We start from the raw sequence: 18,745 nt of genomic DNA, 5'->3' as shown, positions 1-18,745 counted from the left end.
CATGTTAAGCATTAAAAATTTACAGGTCAGTGTGGAAGATAAGGCGATCCTGCGTGGGCTGAGCCTGGATATTGGCCCCGGAGAGGTACACGCCATTATGGGGCCGAACGGCTCCGGGAAAAGTACGCTTTCCGCAACGCTCGCCGGGCGAGATGACTACGAAGTCACCGGCGGGACGGTAGAATTCAACGGTAAGGATTTACTGGAACTGTCACCCGAAGACCGGGCCGGTGAAGGGATCTTTATGGCATTTCAGTATCCGGTAGAAATCCCCGGCGTCAGTAATCAGTTTTTCCTGCAAACGGCACTGAATGCGGTGCGCAGCTACCGTGGTGAAGAGTCGCTGGACAGGTTTGACTTCCAGGATCTGATGGAAGAGAAAATCGCGTTATTGAAGATGCCGGAAGATTTGCTAACGCGTTCGGTCAACGTTGGTTTCTCCGGTGGCGAGAAAAAGCGTAATGACATTTTGCAAATGGCGGTGCTGGAACCTCAGCTGTGCATTCTTGATGAGTCGGACTCCGGGCTGGATATCGACGCGCTGAAAGTCGTTGCGGATGGCGTGAACTCGCTGCGCGACGGGCAACGTTCATTCATTATCGTCACCCACTATCAGCGCATCCTGGATTACATCAAACCCGATTATGTGCACGTTCTCTACCAGGGGCGAATTGTGAAATCCGGCGATTTCACGCTGGTCAAACAACTGGAGGAGCAAGGTTATGGCTGGCTTAGCGAACAGCAGTAACGTGCTGCAACAGTGGCATCATCTGTTTGAAACGCAAGGGGAGACGCGCTCGCACCATGCCCAGCAGCACCTGCAGCAGATGCTGCGTCTGGGACTGCCAACGCGTAAGCATGAGGACTGGAAATACACGCCGTTGGAAGGATTAACCAACAGCCAGTTTGTCAGTCATGTCACTGAGATAACGTCCGCCCAGTGTGAAGCGTTAGCGCCGGCTATTGATGCTGTCCGCCTGGTGTTTGTTGACGGGCAATTCTGTCCAACGCTCAGCGACAGCGCAGAAGGTAGCGGGTTTAACATTACCGTTGATGATGTGCGCCAGTCGCTACCGGCGGCTATCCAACCGGAAGTCTTTCTGCACCTGACCGAAAGCCTCTCCCGCAGCGTAACGCACATTCAGGTGAAGCGTAACCAGCGACCGGCAAAACCATTGCTGCTGCTGCACATTACCCAGGGGCTGGCGGGTGATGAGGTGAACACGGCGCACTATCGCCACCATCTGGATCTGGCAGAAGGCGCAGAAGCCACCGTCATTGAACACTATGTCAGCCTCAGCGAATATCGCCATTTTACCGGTGCACGATTAACGATGAACGTCGCGGCAAACGCACACTTGCGCCACATCAAACTGGCGTTTGAGAATCCGCTCAGCCACCACTTCGCGCATAATGATATTCAGTTGGGCGCTGATGCCACGGCCGCCAGCCACAGCTTTTTACTCGGTGATGCGGTGTTGCGCCATAACACCAGCACCCAGCTTAACGGCGAAAACACCACGCTTCGGCTTAACAGCCTGGCGATGCCGGTGAAAAATGAAGTCTGCGATACCCGCACCTGGCTTGCGCACAACAAGGGATATTGCAACAGTCGACAACTGCATAAAACGATTGTCAGCGATAAGGGGCGCGCGGTATTCAATGGCCTGATCAACGTCGCTCAGCACGCCATTAAAACCGACGGTCAGATGACCAACAATAATTTGCTGCTCGGAAAACTGGCGGAAGTGGATACCAAGCCGCAGCTTGAAATTTACGCCGACGACGTGAAATGCAGCCACGGGGCGACGGTAGGGCGGATCGACGACGAGCAGATGTTCTATCTACGTTCGCGCGGGATCGGCCAGCAGGATGCCCAACAAATGATTCTCTATGCGTTTGCCGCTGAGCTGACGGAAGCCCTGGGCGAGGAAACGCTGAAACAACAGGTCCTGGCACGGATCGCCCAACGCTTGCCGGGAGGCGTAGCATGACATTTCCCATTGAAAAAGTGCGGGCTGATTTTCCGGTCCTGACGCGCGAAGTGAACGGTTTACCGTTGGCGTATCTGGATAGCGCCGCCAGCGCGCAAAAGCCTAACCAGGTGATTGATGCCGAAGCCGAGTTTTACCGTCACGGCTATGCCGCGGTCCACCGCGGGATCCATACGCTGAGCGCGCAGGCCACGGAAAAAATGGAGAATGTGCGCAAGCTCGCCTCGCTGTTTATCAATGCCCGTTCAGCTGAAGAACTGGTGTTTGTTCGCGGCACAACGGAAGGTATCAACCTGGTGGCTAACAGCTGGGGCGGCAGCAATGTGCGGGCGGGCGATAACATTATCATCAGCGAAATGGAGCACCACGCCAATATTGTGCCCTGGCAGATGTTGTGCGCCCGCGTAGGTGCAGAACTGCGCGTTATTCCGCTCAATACAGAGGGGACGTTGCAACTGGAAACGTTGCCGACGCTGTTTGACGATCGCACGAAACTGCTGGCGATTACCCATGTGTCTAACGTGCTGGGCACGGAAAACCCATTGGTTGAGATGATTGAGCTGGCGCATCAATACGGCGCGAAAGTGCTGGTGGATGGCGCACAGGCAGTTATGCATCATCAGGTGGATGTGCAGGCGCTGGATTGCGACTTCTATGTTTTCTCTGGGCACAAGCTCTACGGGCCAACCGGTATTGGCGTTCTGTATGCTAGAGAGTCGTTGCTGCAAGAGATGCCGCCGTGGGAAGGCGGTGGGTCGATGATTGCGACGGTGAGCCTGAGCCAGGGGACGACGTGGGCCAAAGCCCCCTGGCGGTTTGAAGCCGGAACGCCAAACACCGGGGGGATTATTGGACTCGGCGCGGCTATTGAATATGTTTCCGCGCTGGGGCTTACTGAAATCAGCGAATATGAACAATTCCTGATGCGCTATGCGCTGGAACAGTTGTCGGATGTGCCGGATTTAACGCTCTACGGGCCGGATAATCGTCTGGGGGTGATTGCGTTTAACCTCGGCAAACATCACGCCTATGACGTCGGGAGTTTTCTTGATAACTATGGCATTGCCGTGCGGACAGGGCATCACTGCGCCATGCCGCTGATGGCCTACTATAACGTTCCTGCGATGTGCCGGGCGTCGATTGCCATGTACAACACCCACGAAGAAGTGGATCGCCTGGTAACGGGCCTCAAGCGTATTCATCACTTACTGGGATAACAGGGAGGCGTTATGGCTGCGCTACCGGATAAAGAAAAGTTGTTGCGTAATTTTCTGCGTTGCGCTAATTGGGAAGAGAAATACCTGTACATTATTGAACTGGGTCAGCGTTTGCCGGAATTAAACGACGACGATCGTAATACGGAAAATAGCATCCAGGGCTGTCAAAGTCAGGTATGGATTGTCATGCGTCAGAATGCTGAAGGAATTATTGAATTACAGGGCGACAGCGATGCGGCAATTGTGAAAGGGCTTATCGCTGTCGTATTCATTTTATATGACCGCATGACCGCCCAGGATATTGTGAATTTTGATGTGCGTCCGTGGTTTGAAAAAATGGCGCTCGCACAGCATCTCACACCGTCTCGTTCACAAGGGCTGGAGGCGATGATTCGGGCTATTCGCACCAAAGCCGCAACTCTTAGCTAAACTGATAAAACACGTCAATTTCAGCTCGACGTGAAAGAGTGAGGTAGTGCAACGCAGTGACTCGTAGGCCGGATCGGGCGCTCGACGCCGTCCGGCAGGAACGCCAGGGGGGTGAGTATGAAACGCGCGTCTGTTATTACGTTAATGCTAATCGGCGCTTACAGCGCTATTCAGGCCGCATGGGCGGTCGATTATCCTTTGCCTCAGGCGAACAGCCGTCTTGTTGGGCAAAATCAAACTTACACCGTGCAGGAAGGCGATAAAAACCTACAGGCGATTGCCCGTAAGTTTGATACCGCCGCAATGCTGATCCTTGAAGCCAATAATACGATTGCCCCCGTACCTAAACCCGGAACGCTGATTACTATTCCCTCGCAATTACTGCTACCGGATGCACCACGAGAAGGCATTATTGTGAATCTGGCGGAACTGCGTCTGTATTACTTCCCGCCGGGAGAGAATATTGTTCAGGTTTTCCCAATTGGTATCGGTTTGCAGGGGCTGGAAACGCCGGTAATGGAAACCCGGGTTGGGCAGAAAATCCCGAATCCGACCTGGACCCCTACAGCAGGCATCCGTAAACGCTCTTTGGAGCGCGGCATAACATTACCGCCGGTAGTACCTGCCGGGCCAAATAACCCGTTAGGACGCTTTGCACTGCGTCTGGCGCATGGAAACGGTGAATATCTGATCCATGGCACCAGTGCGCCTGACAGCGTGGGACTGCGCGTAAGTTCTGGGTGTATTCGCATGAACGCGCCGGACATCAAAGCACTGTTTGCTCAGGTCCGGACAGGAACGCCGGTTCGGGTGATTAATGAGCCGATAAAATATTCGATAGAGCCGAACGGAATGCGCTATGTCGAGGTGCATCGACCGCTGTCGCCGGAAGAGGAGCAAAACGTCCAGACCATGCCGTATGTGCTGCCAGCCGGTTTTACCCAGTTTAAAGACAATAAAGCCGTGGATAACAGTTTGGTGGAAAGAGCCTTGTATCGTCGTGCGGGCTATCCGGTCACCGTAACGGCCGGGCAAGCGTCGGTCGTAAGCAATGGCACGGAAGTGAAGTCTGCACAGAATGGCGTGCCGGGAGAGGATGCAGAGGTGCGCGCTACGCAATAACAGGGAAGGGAAATTCAGAGCAAAAAAAATGGCGCACAATGTGCGCCATTTTTATTACACAGATACTATTACTTGCGGTATTTAGTAGCTGCGTTGTCCAGACGCTGGTTAGCGCGAGCTGCGTCATCTTTAGCAGCCTGAACGTCGGAACGCATTGCGTTCACGTCGTTGCTCAGCTGGTCAACTTTAGCGTTCAGAGTCTGAACGTCAGAAGACAGCTGATCGATTTTAGCGTTGCTGGAGCAACCTGCCAGCAGAGTAGAACCCAGGATTACCGCGCCCAGTACCAGTTTAGTACGATTCATTATTAATACCCTCTAGATTGAGTTAATCTCCATGTAGCGTTACAAGTATTACACAAAGTTTTTTATGTTGAGAATATTTTTTTGATGGGAATGCACTTATTTTTGATCGTTCGCTCAAAGAAGCATCGAATTGTGCAAAAACGGCTAAAAACCCGAGTGAAAACAGAAAGCTTCCATCGGATTCATCTTAGATAATCACGGATTAGATAGTGAAATCCGATTTGATTTTTTATTAATTGTAGCTATCGATAAAATAAAAAAAGCGCCACCAGGGCGCTTTTTTAAGCAAATTAATTCGCGTTGGAATTATTACAGCACGTGAACGGATGCCGTGTTGGTCGTGCCGCTCGGAACCAGTGCACCGGAAACCATCACCACAACGTCACCTTTCTGAGCCAGACCGCTTTCCAGAGCGACTTCTTTACCCAGACGATAGAAATCATCGGTAGAGCTGATTTCTTTAACCACCTGTGCAACTACGCCTTTGCTCAGCACCAGCTGACGCGCGGTAGTTTCGTTGGTGGTCAGCGCCAGGATAGTGGCATCCGGGAAATATTTACGTACTGCGCGAGCAGATTTACCGCCCTGGGTTGCTACAACGATCAGCGGAGCATCCAGTTTTTCTGCAGTTTCAACCGCGCCACGGCAAACGGCTTCGGTGATGCGCAGTTTACGGCTGTCGTTGTTGAAGTCCAGACGGCTGGTCATCACGCGGTCGGTACGCTCACAGATGGTTGCCATGATGGTGACGGCTTCCAGCGGGTATTTACCTTTTGCAGACTCGCCAGACAGCATTACTGCATCGGTACCGTCGAGGATGGCGTTCGCTACGTCACCGGCTTCAGCGCGGGTCGGACGCGGGTTTTTGATCATGGAGTCCAGCATCTGGGTCGCAGTGATAACGACTTTACGTGCACGGATACATTTTTCGATGATCATCTTCTGCGCGAAGATAACTTCTTCAACCGGGATCTCAACGCCCATGTCGCCACGAGCAACCATGATGCCGTCAGATGCTTCGAGGATTTCGTCGAAGTTGTTCAGGCCTTCCTGGTTTTCGATTTTGGAGATGATCTGGATGTTTTCGCCGCCGTGCGCTTTCAGGTGCTCACGGATTTCAACGACGTCAGAACGTTTACGGATAAAGGATGCTGCAACGAAGTCAACGCCTTGCTCGCAACCGAAGATCAGGTCCTGTTTGTCTTTTTCAGCCAGTGCTGGCAGCGCGATGGAAACGCCCGGCAGGTTAACGCCTTTGTTTTCGCCCAGGTCGCCGTTGTTCAGCACTTTACAGATAACTTTGTTACCTTCGATAGCGGTAACTTCCATGCCGATCAGACCATCGTCAACCAGAACGGTATTGCCGACGGACAGATCTTTAGTGAAGCCTTCATAAGTAACAGCAACGATTTCGTTGTTGCCGACCACAGATTTGTCGGTGGTGAAGGTGAAGGTTTGGCCCGCTTTCAGGGAAACGTCGTTACCGCCTTCCAGTTTGATGGTACGGATTTCCGGACCTTTGGTGTCGAGCAGGATTGCGGCTTTCTTGCCAGTTTTGCTCATGACGTTGCGCAAATTCTTGATGCGCTGACCGTGTTCTTCATAGTCCCCATGGGAGAAGTTCAGACGCATGACGTTCATGCCCGCGTCCAGCATTTTGGTTAACATCTCTTCGGATTCGGTTTTCGGACCGATGGTGCAAACAATTTTCGTCTTTTTCATGACAGTCTTAGTCTTTAAGTTGAGAAGGATATGGAAATCTGGCTCCCGCCGCGCACGGACGGGAAGCTAAACCTGAGTTACGAAAGTTGTGATGCCTCGCTCTAAGGATAGGTGACATCGAAAGAGCGTGCAGAGGAATGTGTGCTTGTGTTTCAGCCCAACGGGATGGTGAGTTTTGTAGTCGTTGAGTTTTACAGGTCAATGTGCTGAAACCATTCAAGAGACAATTGGCGCGCATTATACGCTGAAAATTATCAAAAAGGAAAATGGAAACAGCGTTTCAAAACACTTCTGTGCAGTTTTACAGAAAATATTCATTAATTTGTTTCCAGGTATGGATAAAGAGGTTATTCGCAGCAGCATTTGTTGCGCAACAAGGTGTAATTGCCATCCCAATCCCTGACTTTTTGTGTATAACGCCGACCAAACCGACATATTTCTAAAAGTTATATCAAATGCGTTTTAATTCATTTTAAAAGCTAATCTCACTGATTACACTCGTTTGGACATCCATACTGCTAAACAGCCAAAAGCGCTAGCAGCAGAACAATAAGCAGCAGCGGATACCTAAACGACATGATTGTCCTGAAAAATATTTCGAAAGTGTTTACGCCAGGCAGGCTTGCCATTACCGCTGTCGATAACGTCAACCTGACGGTTGAACAGGGACAGATTTACGGAATTATTGGTTACAGCGGGGCGGGGAAAAGCACCTTAATACGCTTACTTAATGGTCTGGAAAAACCGACTTCAGGCAGCGTAACGATTAACGGCCACGATATCTCTGCCGCCCGTGGGGAATCTTTACGTCAGGCGCGACTGAAAATCAGCATGGTGTTTCAACACTTCAATTTGCTGTGGTCACGAACGGTTAGTGAAAATATTGCGTTCTCTATGCAAATTGCTGGAGCACCAAAAGCATCAATTAAAGCGCGAGTTGCTGAACTGATTTCGCTGGTGGGGCTGAGCGGTCGTGAAAATGCGTATCCGTCCCAGCTTAGCGGTGGGCAAAAACAGCGGGTAGGAATTGCCCGTGCGCTGGCGAACAATCCTGACGTTCTGCTGTGTGACGAAGCCACTTCGGCGCTGGATCCGCAAACTACCGATCAGATCCTCGATTTGCTGCTCGATATTAATCGCCGCTTCAAATTAACCATTGTGCTGATCACGCATGAAATGCACGTGGTACGCAAAATTTGCGATCGCGTCGCGGTAATGGAAAACGGCAGGGTCGTTGAGGAAGGCGACGTGCTCAACGTCTTTACCCATCCGCAGCAGCCGATCACCCGACAGTTCGTTCGTCAGGTGAGTCAGTACACCGAAGAAGACGAGTTTAACCCACAGTTGGCCCGCGAGCTGGGCGGTGTGGTGATCAAGCTAACGTTTACCGGGCAACGTACGCATCGGCCTGTGGTTGGCGAATTGACCCTGCGCTATGGCCTGCCGTTTAACATTTTACACGGCAAGATGACGCAAACCGCGCACGGTGTGTTTGGTCAGCTTTGGGTGCACGTTGTGGCCTCTGAGGAACAATTGAACAATATTTTGGCCGATCTGCGCCAGAGCGACATTGAAGGCGAGGTGATCAACCATGGCTGAAGAACTGTTTCCTCATCTGAAGTGGGAGCAACTGCTGGCAGCAACCCAGGAAACGCTCTACATGACGGTCCTTTCTGGCGCGGCGACCTTTGTCCTGGGCGTTGCACTTGGTCTGGCGCTGTTCCTGACCGCACGCGGCGGACTGTTTCACAATCGCGCGGTGTATAGCGTTATTTCGCTGGTGGTGAATATCTTTCGTTCCATCCCGTTCATCATTTTGATCGTGCTGCTGATCCCGTTTACCAAAGCGATGGTTGGCACCATTCTCGGCGCTAATGCCGCGTTGCCTGCGCTGATCGTAGGGGCCGCACCGTTTTATGCGCGTCTGGTCGAAATAGCCCTGCGTGAAGTCGACAAAGGCGTTATTGAAGCGACGCGTTCGATGGGCGCACGGCTAAGCACGCTTATTTTTCGGGTTTTACTGCCGGAATCCTCTCCTGCTCTGGTGTCCGGGATCACCGTGACGCTGATTGCGCTGGTCAGCTACAGCGCGATGGCAGGGGTGATTGGTGCCGGTGGTTTAGGGAATTTGGCCTATCTGGAAGGATTCCAGCGCAACCACAGCGACGTCACGCTGGTGGCGACGGTGACGATTTTGCTCATTGTCTTCATCATCCAGCTTTGCGGCGATGTGATCACCTCTCTGTTAGATAAACGCTAATAAAATACGGAAACCATTATCATGAAAAAATCACTGACGTTACTCGCCGCAGCAACCTTAAGCGCCCTGAGCTTTGCCTCCTGGGCTGATACTCTGACCGTTGGCGCCTCAAACGTGCCGCACGCGGAGATCCTTGAGCAGGCTAAGCCTATTCTGGCGAAGCAGGGGATCGATTTAGAGATTAAACCGTTCCAGGATTACATTCTGCCCAACACCGCGCTGGCTGGCCGTGAGATTGACGCTAACTACTTCCAGCATATTCCGTACCTGAACAGCGTGATTAAAGATCATGCGGGCGATAAAACCTACGATTTCGTCAGTGCCGGAGCGATTCACATCGAGCCAATTGGGATCTATTCGAAAAAAGTGAAATCGCTTAAAGATCTGCCGGAAGGCGGCAAGGTCATCATGCGCGATGCGGTATCTGAGGAAGGCCGTATTCTGTCGATTTTCGAAAAAGAGGGCGTAATCAAGCTGAAGCCGGGCGTGGATAAAGTCACCGCGCGCATTAGCGATATCGTCGAGAACCCGAAAAAACTGAAGTTCCTGCCTAACGTGGAAGCCGCGCTGTTACCGCAGATGTATAACAACGACGAAGGCGATGCGGTGGTGATTAACGCCAACTACGCCATCGACGCCGGGCTGGATCCGGTGAAAGATCCTATCGCTGTCGAAAGTGGTGAAAACAACCCGTATGCCAACATCATTACCGTGCATCGTGGCGACGAGAAGAAAAAAGATATCGTGGCGCTGGTTGATGTCCTGCACTCAAAAGAGATCCAGGACTGGATCCGCACCAAATATAAAGGTGCGGTGATCCCGGTAAATAACTGATCCGCTGGCGTTACCTTATCCGGCCTACGATGTTCTGTAGGCCGGATAAAACGCGTTGGTGTGGCCATCCGGCGCTAGAGTTTCACTTGCTCAATCCTCGCTGGCAACCCCTGGCGCACCGCTGCACCTGACACCCAGTCAAGCCAGGTATTGGCTACCTGCCGGGTAGGATCCGCAAAGCCCAAATCGTTGAGATTAATCCCCGACCTTATTTGTGCGTCAAACGCCATCGGCTTGCCGTCGAGCGTATGCTGCGCCGCGCCCATTTCTTTATGCCCATAACCGTGTTCAATGGCGATCACGCCCGGCATCACGCCATTAAGCAGGCTTATCTGCGCCTGCGCCTGACCGCCAGGCGTGGTGATACGCACCATATCGCCGTGCGCTAAACCATATCGTTGACCATCCTGCGGATTAAGCGCCACCAGATTAACCGGCTTCAGATGATGCAAACGGGGGATCACCGCCGTGGCGCTGGACATGGTATTGGATTTAAAAGAAATCAGTTTCAGCGGCCACTCTTGTTCCGGGAACAACTCCTCGACCGCACGCCCATCTGACAGGCGTGAAGGATACCAGGCCGGGCAGCCGCTGTAGCGCTCGCCGGTAATTGCATGGCGGTGCGCGGCGACGTCCGCATTCCAGATTTGTAGCGGTTTTTCCCACGCATTGCCTATCCGATTCTCAACCCGCCCGCTGTTGTCCGGCGCAAAACGCCCACCGCGGGAGTAGATAAACGCCACCCGGCTGATTTCATCGGCTTTCAGCGTTTGGGTCATCACCGGCACGATCCGCTGTACCCCAGTCAGCGCTATGTCTTCCGGTTGCGCTTCAGCGACCGGCGCTTTGCCCATAAACGCAATATTGGCGGCGAGTCGCAGGTAGTAATCTTCCGCACGATTCAACGGATAGTGATTGCCCTGCAGATCGGTAATCGCATTGTCACCAAATCCGGGGAGCCCGATACGTTTTGCCACTGCGATACAGAAAGATTCCATCGAGGCGGGTTGACCATCAGCGGTACTGCTGGTTGCCGCTGTCACTACCGGCCAACGCGCGGTGGTGGCTTTACTGGCAACGCCGGCCCACGGGGCGCTGAATCCCCAACTTTCGAAGTTGTGGGTATCTGGCACGATGTAATCGGCCAGCGCCGTGGTTTCGTTCATAAAGGCGTCAATAGCGATAAACAGCGGCAGACGCGCAGGATCCTTGAGCTTTTCTTCCGCCACGCCGCGCAACCCTGCGATGCCGTAGAACGGGTTGGTCATGTTGGAGATCCAGGCTTTCAGCGGATAAGGGTAGCCTTCCAGCGCCGAGACGAGGAGTTCGGTAAGCTGGCCTGCGACAAACGGATACCACGGGGCTTTGGCCGGGAAAGGCGATTGTCCGGCGGCCACCTTATTGCGATACTCTTCGGAAGACTCATAAGCAGTTTTACTGCGCGCGATGCTTAATCCTTTTGGTTTTACCTTCCCGGCGAAGCTGTCCATGTTGTAGCGCGGACCGTCGGTGGCGCCATTGAACTTGCCGCCGCCGACAAACACGCCGCCTTCAAGACTGAGATTGCCAATCAGCGCATTGAGCATCATCACCGCCCAGGCGTTATAAAATCCATTGCCTGCCATCATTCCACCGTGCGTAATCACCGCTGCCTGGCGGCCATGGCGGGTAAACGCGTCGGCCAGGGCGCCAATGTCAGCTTCAGACACGCCGCATTGTTGGCTGTACTGCGTCAGCGTTAGTTTCCCGGCGGACTCTTTCAGACACTGGAAGCTGCTTTTTACCGTCACCGTCTGACCGTCTGCCAGCGTGACCTGGCGGGTGACGAACAGCTGCGCGCGTGGGCAACTGCTGGCGGCGACAATTTCGCCGGCCTCGTTAATGACCACCGGCTCCTGGGCGGCGTTTGCGCTCAGGTGCGCGAGGGTTAAATGCTGTCCGGCAAGGGTTGGAAGCTCATCGGTAATCACCAGATGCGTGGCGTTAGTCCAACTTTTTTCTCCGGCCTGCTGCATGGCCTGTACGCCGGGAATGGTGAGATAATCGGCGTTATAACGCTGTTTTTCGATAATCCAACGGATCATCCCCATCGCCAGCGCGGAGTCACTTCCCGGACGTACAGGCTGCCAGTGGCCGCGATTGTCAGCCTGCACCGTGGTCAATGGCAGGGCCGGTGCCACCACCACATAACGGAAGTCGTCGCGTAAACGGGCGCTGGCCAGTTGGCGAGCCTGGCGCTTAAACGGGTTACCGGATTGCGCCGGAGACGTTCCCATAAATAGCGCGAATTTGACATTGTCCCAGTCGGGCTTCACGTGGGTATTTTTATCCAGATCGCCCATTAACGCACCGGAACCGGCCCGGTATGCCAGACCACAGTAAGCGCCATGAGCGCCGAAGTTTTTACTGCCAAAACTATTTAATGCAAAGCGGCGCAAAAATGAATCACGTCCTTCATCGCTGGTATTGGTGACCAGCAGTTGATTGGATTTAGGGCCATAGCCGGGATGCCTGGCATCAAGCGGCGTGTTGGTGTCATGGATTGCCCGCAAGCCGTCAACGTGGCCTTCACCAAACAAGTCGCCGCCTTCCACCACCTCTTTGATCAGCTGTTCGAAGCTGATGCGCTGCCATTTTCCCTCACCGCGTTTGCCGACACGTTTCATGGGCTGGAGAATGCGTAACGGGCTGTATAAACCTTCAAGTAAGGTTGCGCCACGGGCACAGGCCGTGGAACGCGCGTCAAGACCCGTTTCGCCCGCCAGTTGTTCCATTGCGGTGGCAAAGGGGACGGAGGCGTCAATATGGTGCTCGTGAGACAATGGGTGATAGGGGTTGCCCGCAATGCGCAACACCTTGCCTTGTTCGCTGTCAACGCGCACCCGCACGCCACACTGCGTCCAGCAGCCGAAGCACTGCGTCATTGAGATAACCTGCTGCGGGTTCTGCTGCCAGCGCGGCTGGGCATTGGCTTCGGGGATGAGGGCGTTACCAAAGATGCGGTCTCGGGTAATTTTGCCCGAGGAGCCGTCCAGCAAACCGTCTATCGCGCGCTTTGCCACATCCCGATAACTCAGGCCAAAAGTCACCATGCCACCTACGGCAAGGCCTACTTTAAGCCACTGACGACGGGTTAAATTAGCCATGTTGCATTCTCCTTGCGATCGCGTTCAGGGCTTCACGAACAATAATGATCAGTGCTATCCACAGGCCGAAGGTGCCCACAATGGCCAGCCAGCCATCGGTACCACCGGGCAGGGTATAAGGATTAAACAGCGCGTTAAATTTCGGTACGGTCTGCACCTGGATAAGTAACGTCCAGCGCATCAGCCAGCACAGCGCCATCGCGCTAAATGCAAGTAATATGCGCAGCGGCAGCGATAAGGGGTTACGGAGCACCAGCCCGCACAGGACAAGCGAAACAAGCCATAGCGCAACCCAACCGATAGCGTAGTGTCGTGCTAACGGGGCAACGTTCAGCCATTGGCGAATAGCCGAACCGGAAAGCGTATTGCCGCTCACCCATATCACCACGACCAAAGCCAGTACCATCAGGGTGACTGTCTGCCCCCACGCCAGTTTGCGGGCCAATGTTCCCTCGCTTTTTGTCGCGGCGATGAGCAGGGCGAGAAACGTTTGCAGCGCGCTGAGGAACATCGCAACCGGAAAGGCGTAGCTGAACCAGACAGGACGCGCCTGCACTACCGACACTTCGCGGCCGGTGTATACCAGCAACCCGATGGCTGACAAGGCGCTACCTATCGCCAGCCACTTAGTGACGCTGTAACTTTTAAGCGTTAACCGTTTAACATGCTGCGCTAGAAACCACAGACCTAAGAAGCCGGTAAATAGCGGTAAAAACAGCGCGCCCCAGGGCATCCAGGACCACGGCGTCGGCCAGGCGTAGAAATGCCAGACGCGGGCGGTTTGGTGTAAGTCAGCGGTCAGCGCCAGCGGCGCGGTAATCGCGCAGGTCAGGGCGATTAACAGCGTCAGGTTTTCCAGTTCCGGCATCTCTTGTTTACGCCAGTGAAGCACGCAGGCGAACAGCGCGGCGCAGGCGGCAATGCCGATGAAAAAGAAATATTGTACGGCCCAGGGTAACCAACTTACGTCCTGGGGATGGGCCAGAACCTCTTCAATAACCAGTGAATGGTTCATTTAAACCTCCTGCCAGAGAGCGGGTTGAGCACGTCCCATCAACGGGGTTACAAACGCTTCGTCCAGACCCAGATAGAACACGTGCGGTGATGTCCCGTTTTCCGGTTTCAGGACTTTGATGGCGTCATGGTGTTCACGCAGCATTTGAGAAATCCGGCTGTGCGGATCTTTGATATCGCCTATGATGCGCGCGCCGCCGACGCAGGATTCCACGCAGGCCGGGAGCAGGCCTGCTTCGAGGCGGTGAACGCAAAAGGTACATTTATCGGCGGTTTGTGTTTCATGGTTGATGAATCGCGCATCATAAGGGCAGGCCTGCACGCAGTAGGCGCAGCCCACGCAGCGCGTGTTGTCGACCACCACAATGCCGTCTTCGCGTTGGAAAGTAGCCTGTACCGGGCAAACGGGCACGCAGGGAGGATTATCACAATGGTTGCACAGCCGCGGCAGCAGGACGTTGGTGACGCTCTGCTGACCTTCAATCTGCACCTGGTACTGGTTAACGAGGGTGCGAAATTCACCCTGCGGCGTCTGGTTTTCAATGGCGCAACTGACAGTACAGGCCTGGCAGCCGATACAGCGTCGCAGGTCAACCAGCATGGCGTAGCGATGCTGAAGTGAGCCTTCATGGCGTTCAGGCGAGAAGGGAAATTGCGCCTGAGCCAAGGGTACCAGTGATGCGCCAGCGGTCAGGACGCCCAGTTGCTGGAGAAACTGCCGTTTACTGCTGTCCATATTTTCTCCCGTCACGATGCAACAACGAAACATTGGTCACGCCGTTGGTTTGCGTGTGATGAATAAAGAATCTTGATGATTTACAGTGTAAAAATCGTGACGGGGGGTACTCTATTGTGGTTAACCACATACCCGGCTTGTTGTTGATCTAAAACAACATAATTGACAGGGATAATTGAGTGGGACGCAACGTAGCAAAATGTCTGACGGTGCTGGTATCGCTATGGATGCTAAGCGGTGTGGTCAGGGCTCAGACATGGAACATTGGCGTTTTGGCGATGCGTGGGGAGGTCTCCACGCGTAATCACTGGCAGCCGCTGGAAACCCTGTTGAATCAGCAAATTCCCGGCGAACAGTTTCATATTCAACCGCTGGACCTGCGGCAGATGCAGGAGGCGGTGAATCGTGGAACGGTACAATTTGTGGTCACTAATCCGGCGCAATTTGTTCAACTAAACAACCGTGCTGCGCTACGCTGGCTGGCGTCACTCCGTTCTACTCGCGGGGGGAAAGCCACCAGTAATGTGATTGGCAGCGCGATCCTCGTCAGGCGCGATAGCGGGATAACCTCCGCACACGATCTGATCGGCAAAACGGTGGGTGCCATTGACGCTCAGGCATTTGGCGGCTATTTGCTGGGATATAAAGCGCTCAGCGATGCCGGCCTGCGCCCGGAGCGCGATTTGCGCCTGACGTTTACCGGATTTCCCGCCGATGCCTTACTCTATTTATTACGCGAAAAAGCCGTGCAGGCGGTGATTGTGCCGGTGTGCCTACTGGAAAAAATGGACGAAGAAGGGCTTATTCGTAAAACAGATTTTACGGCCGTGCTTAACCATCCGACGTCGATTCCCTGTTTAACCAGTACGCCGCTCTATCCTGACTGGTCATTTGCGGCACTGCCTGCGGTAAGCGACGAGCTGGCCGATCGCGTCACGCGGGCTCTGTTCAACGCGCCGCAAAACGCGACGTTTCGCTGGGGGGCGCCCGCCTCGACCCGCGAAGTGGAAGCGTTGCTGCGCGATGTCCGCCAGCATCCGCAGCAGCGCCAGCTGTGGCTGGATGTCAAAAGCTGGTTTATTCAACATCGGCTGGCGATGGGGGCCGCGGCTCTCGTACTGTTGTTGCTGACGCTCAATTACATCTGGGTGATGCTGCTGGTCCGCCGACGCGGCAGGCAATTGGAGCGAAACAACGTATTGTTGCGCAAACAGGAACAGGAGCTGGAAACCGCTCGCCAAATGAGCGTGCTTGGCGAGATGACGTCGGGTTTTGCCCACGAGCTCAATCAGCCGCTATCGGCTATCCGTCATTATGCGCAGGGCTGTCTGATCCGCCTGCGTAATCAGGATCAACAGCATCCGCTGCTGCCCGCGCTGGAGCACATTGATACCCAGGCGCAGCGGGGGGCTGATACGCTGCACAATCTTCGCCAGTGGGTCAGCCAGGCACAGGGCAATCCGGTGATGACCGATGACTGGCAGGTCGTCAACGTTCATGATGCTATCCATCACGTCTGGCAATTATTACGCATGCCCCAGCAATTTCCGGCGGTAGCGCTGCAAACGCAGATCGGTAAGGCGTTAACATTAACGTTGCCGAGTGTTCTCCTCGAACAGGTACTGGCCAATGTGGTTCTCAACGCCGCCCAGGCGGGGGCAACCACCGTGTGGTTTAGCGCTCAGCGTGAGGATGGTGATGTGAGTATTCAGGTGCAGGATAACGCCGGAGGTATTGATGAGGTGCAGCTGTACCAGGCTTTTCAGCCGTTTATGACCACCCGTAAAGAGGGCATGGGGCTGGGGCTAGCCATTTGCCAGCGGCTGGTGCGCTACGCAAACGGAGACATTGAGATCAAAAATCATCAGGCTCCAGATGAAAAAGCGGGCGTTGTAGTGACATTACATTTTAAGCAAAACCCGGAGGGAGGCCGTCGTGGCAATCATTCATCTGCTGGATGACGATATTGCCGTCACCCAGGCTTGCGCGTTTTTACTGGAAAGTCTGGGATATGAGGTGTGTTGCTGGGAGCAAGGCGAAACATTCCTCGCTGAGGCAAATCTGCACCAGGTGGGCGTACTTTTGCTGGATATGCGTATGCCTGTACTGGATGGGCATGCTGTGCATGAAGCCATGCGCCAGCGTGAGAGTACGCTGGCGGTGGTATTCCTCACCGGGCATGGCGATGTGCCGATGGCGGTTGAGCAAATGAAACGCGGTGCGGTCGATTTTTTGCAAAAGCCGGTTTCCGCCGCGCCTCTGCAAGCGGCGTTAGAGCATGCAGTGCAGATTTCTCACGCCGCCTTTTCGCGACAAGAGATCGTGGTTTGCTATCAGCAGCTTACGCCAAAGGAGCGAGAGCTGGCGCAACTGGTAGCAAAAGGGTTAATGAATCGGGAAATTGCTGATGCCATGAATATTGCCGTGCGTACGGTTGAGGTTCATCGGGCGCGGGTGATGGAAAAAATGCAGGCGGGGAGTCTTGCTGAACTGGTTAATCGACTGCAGAGGATTCAGTAAATTTATGACATTTATTTGATTTTCATTGAATTTTGTCTAATCCGTCAGACTGATATATGCTGTTGGTTTGAGTTAATGACGAGCGGGAAAAAATGGGAAATCAGACCAAAGACGATGAGTTGTACCGTGAAATGTGCAGAGTTGTCGGTAAAGTAGTGCTGGAAATGCGCGATCTGGGACAAGAGCCTAAGCATATCGTCATTGCGGGAGTACTGAGAACCACCCTTGCCAACCAGCGCGTGAAGCGTAGCGAGTTAGAAAAACAGGCTATTGAGACCGTCATTAAAGCATTAGCCGGTTAATCCACAAAAAGAGGATGGTGGTCTCGTTCGCCGTCCTTTTATTCTCGTCACGTTAATCTATCAATATAAATAATTTAGTGCTGCAATTAGAAGAGTAACCTTCGCTGTATATTGAATTATATTCCGAATGATATATTAAAATATACATGCGAGTAGAGTCACAAATATTTGCAAAGCATGTGAAATATTATTTCAACTTATCTTAATGATAATAAATCTCACTCCACATTAATTATTTCCCTTCCGTTTTTTAATTGATGACGATCAAAACTATGAGCGCTGAATAACCACATTATCTTTACGCCTAACCCTAAAGGATTAGATTCATTCAGTTTAACCACCGTCATTTTACGCGATCAGGTTAGGGCAAAAATTTACGTGTTGTTGGCAACATTAACCGCCCGAAATGGCTTGAGCTGCACGGGTTTAATTTAGCCTGGAGGTGTTGCTAACACAGCGTTTGCGAAGAGGATGCGAAATAAATGAATCAGGTTGATCGTCCATTTTTAGATTGTGGTTTAACGCGGCTTGAATTTCTGCGGATATCAGGAAAAGGTTTGGCGGGATTAACCATCGCCCCTGCACTGTTATCACTTTTTGGCTGTAAGCAGGAAGATATCGACAGCGGTACCGTGGGGCTTATCAATACGCCGAAAGGGGTGCTGGTGACCCAGCGAGCGCGCTGTACTGGCTGCCACCGCTGTGAAATTTCCTGTACCAACTATAACGATGGTGCCGTGGGGACTTTCTTTTCCCGTATAAAAATCCATCGCAACTACTTCTTTGGCGATGATGGCGTCGGGTCCGGTGGCGGACTGTATGGCGATTTAAACTATACCGCTGATACCTGTCGTCAGTGCAAAGATCCGCAATGCATGAAGGTCTGCCCCATTGGTGCTATTACCTGGAAACAGGAAGACGGCTGTATTGCGGTGGATCATAAACGTTGTATTGGCTGCAGCGCTTGTACCACCGCCTGCCCGTGGATGATGGCGACCGTGAATACCGAAACAAAAAAATCCTCAAAATGTGTGTTATGTGGGGAGTGCGCCAATGCTTGTCCGACTGGGGCATTAAAAATTATCGAGTGGAAAGATATTACTGTTTGATAGATAGCAGGCATACCTGATACGCGTCATTAATT

General features: G+C 53.1%; 18 protein-coding genes. 12 read left to right on the top strand and 6 right to left on the bottom strand.

Translation table 11 applies throughout. From position 1 onward, the window contains the following. Nucleotide 1 precedes the first annotated feature (1 nt). The 5 genes from sufC (at nt 2) to ldtE (ending at nt 4,762) form a co-directional block, all read left to right on the top strand. A complete protein-coding gene (gene sufC, locus GFC06_RS17010) occupies nt 2–748 on the top strand; it encodes a Fe-S cluster assembly ATPase SufC (protein WP_016152907.1) in 747 nt (248 codons plus the stop codon). Next, nucleotides 723–1,994 (top strand): Fe-S cluster assembly protein SufD, encoded by a 1,272-nt coding sequence (sufD, locus tag GFC06_RS17005; RefSeq protein WP_047417792.1) that lies wholly within the window; start codon nt 723–725, stop codon nt 1,992–1,994. Before sufC ends, sufD begins: the two co-directional genes overlap by 26 nt. Then, the gene (gene sufS / locus GFC06_RS17000) at nt 1,991–3,211 is read left to right on the top strand and encodes a cysteine desulfurase SufS (RefSeq protein ID WP_049281885.1); all 1,221 of its coding nucleotides are present in this window, start codon (nt 1,991–1,993) and stop codon (nt 3,209–3,211) included. The genes sufD and sufS overlap by 4 nt, the downstream gene beginning before the upstream one ends. A gap of 12 nt (nt 3,212–3,223) precedes the next feature. Continuing rightward, entirely contained in the window at nt 3,224–3,640 is a 417-nt protein-coding gene (gene sufE / locus GFC06_RS16995) for a cysteine desulfuration protein SufE (RefSeq protein WP_016152910.1), read from the top strand. 117 nt (nt 3,641–3,757) lie between these two features. Further along, nucleotides 3,758–4,762 carry a L,D-transpeptidase LdtE gene (ldtE, locus tag GFC06_RS16990; RefSeq protein ID WP_046274681.1) on the top strand — a complete coding sequence of 335 codons (1,005 nt, stop codon included), beginning with the start codon at nt 3,758–3,760 and terminating at the stop codon, nt 4,760–4,762. 68 nt (nt 4,763–4,830) lie between these two features. Here ldtE and lpp read toward each other — a convergent pair whose 3' ends face one another. The 3 genes from lpp to ynhH all read right to left on the bottom strand — a co-directional run bounded on the left by lpp (nt 4,831) and on the right by ynhH (nt 6,991). After that, on the bottom strand, nt 4,831–5,067 hold the full coding sequence (gene lpp, locus GFC06_RS16985; RefSeq protein ID WP_003029373.1) for a murein lipoprotein Lpp: 237 nt from the start codon (nt 5,065–5,067) through the stop codon (nt 4,831–4,833). 309 nt (nt 5,068–5,376) lie between these two features. After that, the gene (gene pykF, locus GFC06_RS16980) at nt 5,377–6,789 is read right to left on the bottom strand and encodes a pyruvate kinase PykF (RefSeq protein ID WP_016152912.1); all 1,413 of its coding nucleotides are present in this window, start codon (nt 6,787–6,789) and stop codon (nt 5,377–5,379) included. Between the two features lie 7 nt (nt 6,790–6,796). Then, nucleotides 6,797–6,991: a protein YnhH gene (gene ynhH / locus GFC06_RS23475; RefSeq protein ID WP_242637968.1), complete on the bottom strand. Its 195-nt coding sequence runs from the start codon at nt 6,989–6,991 to the stop codon at nt 6,797–6,799. Nucleotides 6,992–7,365: 374 nt separating this feature from the next. Here ynhH and GFC06_RS16975 point away from each other — a divergent pair, with 374 nt between their 5' ends. The 3 genes from GFC06_RS16975 to GFC06_RS16965 are packed head-to-tail and all read left to right on the top strand — an operon-like array spanning nt 7,366 to nt 9,883. Then, complete coding sequence (locus tag GFC06_RS16975; protein WP_016156371.1) at nt 7,366–8,388, top strand: methionine ABC transporter ATP-binding protein; 1,023 nt, start codon at nt 7,366–7,368, stop codon at nt 8,386–8,388. After that, nucleotides 8,381–9,049, top strand: a complete 669-nt coding sequence (locus GFC06_RS16970; RefSeq protein WP_016152914.1) for a methionine ABC transporter permease — start codon at nt 8,381–8,383, stop codon at nt 9,047–9,049. Before GFC06_RS16975 ends, GFC06_RS16970 begins: the two co-directional genes overlap by 8 nt. Before the next feature lie 21 nt (nt 9,050–9,070). Further along, entirely contained in the window at nt 9,071–9,883 is an 813-nt protein-coding gene (locus tag GFC06_RS16965) for a MetQ/NlpA family ABC transporter substrate-binding protein (protein ID WP_003029358.1), read from the top strand. Between the two features lie 74 nt (nt 9,884–9,957). Here GFC06_RS16965 and ttrA read toward each other — a convergent pair whose 3' ends face one another. The 3 genes from ttrA to ttrB are packed head-to-tail and all read right to left on the bottom strand — an operon-like array spanning nt 9,958 to nt 14,779. Continuing rightward, on the bottom strand, nt 9,958–13,029 hold the full coding sequence (ttrA, locus tag GFC06_RS16960; RefSeq protein ID WP_153690416.1) for a tetrathionate reductase subunit TtrA: 3,072 nt from the start codon (nt 13,027–13,029) through the stop codon (nt 9,958–9,960). Continuing rightward, nucleotides 13,022–14,044, bottom strand: coding sequence for a tetrathionate reductase subunit TtrC (gene ttrC / locus GFC06_RS16955; RefSeq protein ID WP_153690415.1), 1,023 nt, complete (start codon nt 14,042–14,044; stop codon nt 13,022–13,024). Before ttrC ends, ttrA begins: the two co-directional genes overlap by 8 nt. Beyond that, nucleotides 14,045–14,779, bottom strand: coding sequence for a tetrathionate reductase subunit TtrB (gene ttrB, locus GFC06_RS16950; protein WP_019076686.1), 735 nt, complete (start codon nt 14,777–14,779; stop codon nt 14,045–14,047). It lies immediately after the preceding gene. 227 nt (nt 14,780–15,006) lie between these two features. Between ttrB and ttrS the strand changes: the two genes are divergently transcribed. From ttrS to GFC06_RS16930, 4 genes are all read left to right on the top strand, one after another. Continuing rightward, complete coding sequence (ttrS, locus tag GFC06_RS16945; RefSeq protein ID WP_228522562.1) at nt 15,007–16,740, top strand: tetrathionate respiration histidine kinase TtrS; 1,734 nt, start codon at nt 15,007–15,009, stop codon at nt 16,738–16,740. Next, nucleotides 16,715–17,299, top strand: coding sequence for a tetrathionate respiration response regulator TtrR (gene ttrR / locus GFC06_RS16940; RefSeq protein WP_103766242.1), 585 nt, complete (start codon nt 16,715–16,717; stop codon nt 17,297–17,299). Before ttrS ends, ttrR begins: the two co-directional genes overlap by 26 nt. A 92-nt stretch (nt 17,300–17,391) precedes the next feature. Beyond that, a complete protein-coding gene (gene fumD, locus GFC06_RS16935) occupies nt 17,392–17,601 on the top strand; it encodes a fumarate hydratase FumD (RefSeq protein ID WP_003029345.1) in 210 nt (69 codons plus the stop codon). 482 nt (nt 17,602–18,083) lie between these two features. Next, nucleotides 18,084–18,710 carry a ferredoxin-like protein gene (locus tag GFC06_RS16930; RefSeq protein WP_038640293.1) on the top strand — a complete coding sequence of 209 codons (627 nt, stop codon included), beginning with the start codon at nt 18,084–18,086 and terminating at the stop codon, nt 18,708–18,710. Nucleotides 18,711–18,745 lie beyond the last annotated feature (35 nt).

It is taken from the genome of Citrobacter braakii (assembly GCF_009648935.1).
Classification (GTDB): domain Bacteria; phylum Pseudomonadota; class Gammaproteobacteria; order Enterobacterales; family Enterobacteriaceae; genus Citrobacter; species Citrobacter braakii.
Note: the sequence above shows the minus strand (reverse complement) of the source record. Positions and strands in the feature narration are given on the sequence as shown.

Bases quoted from the DNA above. Each gene is read 5' to 3' on its own strand.
- sufC (WP_016152907.1), top strand. From the start codon at position 2: ATGTTAAGCATTAAAAATTTACAGGTCAGTGTGGAAGATAAGGCGATC.
- sufD (WP_047417792.1), top strand. From the start codon at position 723: ATGGCTGGCTTAGCGAACAGCAGTAACGTGCTGCAACAGTGGCATCAT.
- sufS (WP_049281885.1), top strand. From the start codon at position 1,991: ATGACATTTCCCATTGAAAAAGTGCGGGCTGATTTTCCGGTCCTGACG.
- sufE (WP_016152910.1), top strand. From the start codon at position 3,224: ATGGCTGCGCTACCGGATAAAGAAAAGTTGTTGCGTAATTTTCTGCGT.
- ldtE (WP_046274681.1), top strand. From the start codon at position 3,758: ATGAAACGCGCGTCTGTTATTACGTTAATGCTAATCGGCGCTTACAGC.
- lpp (WP_003029373.1), bottom strand. From the start codon at position 5,067: ATGAATCGTACTAAACTGGTACTGGGCGCGGTAATCCTGGGTTCTACT.
- pykF (WP_016152912.1), bottom strand. From the start codon at position 6,789: ATGAAAAAGACGAAAATTGTTTGCACCATCGGTCCGAAAACCGAATCC.
- GFC06_RS16975 (WP_016156371.1), top strand. From the start codon at position 7,366: ATGATTGTCCTGAAAAATATTTCGAAAGTGTTTACGCCAGGCAGGCTT.
- GFC06_RS16970 (WP_016152914.1), top strand. From the start codon at position 8,381: ATGGCTGAAGAACTGTTTCCTCATCTGAAGTGGGAGCAACTGCTGGCA.
- GFC06_RS16965 (WP_003029358.1), top strand. From the start codon at position 9,071: ATGAAAAAATCACTGACGTTACTCGCCGCAGCAACCTTAAGCGCCCTG.
- ttrA (WP_153690416.1), bottom strand. From the start codon at position 13,029: ATGGCTAATTTAACCCGTCGTCAGTGGCTTAAAGTAGGCCTTGCCGTA.
- ttrC (WP_153690415.1), bottom strand. From the start codon at position 14,044: ATGAACCATTCACTGGTTATTGAAGAGGTTCTGGCCCATCCCCAGGAC.
- ttrB (WP_019076686.1), bottom strand. From the start codon at position 14,779: ATGGACAGCAGTAAACGGCAGTTTCTCCAGCAACTGGGCGTCCTGACC.
- ttrS (WP_228522562.1), top strand. From the start codon at position 15,007: ATGCTAAGCGGTGTGGTCAGGGCTCAGACATGGAACATTGGCGTTTTG.
- fumD (WP_003029345.1), top strand. From the start codon at position 17,392: ATGGGAAATCAGACCAAAGACGATGAGTTGTACCGTGAAATGTGCAGA.
- GFC06_RS16930 (WP_038640293.1), top strand. From the start codon at position 18,084: ATGAATCAGGTTGATCGTCCATTTTTAGATTGTGGTTTAACGCGGCTT.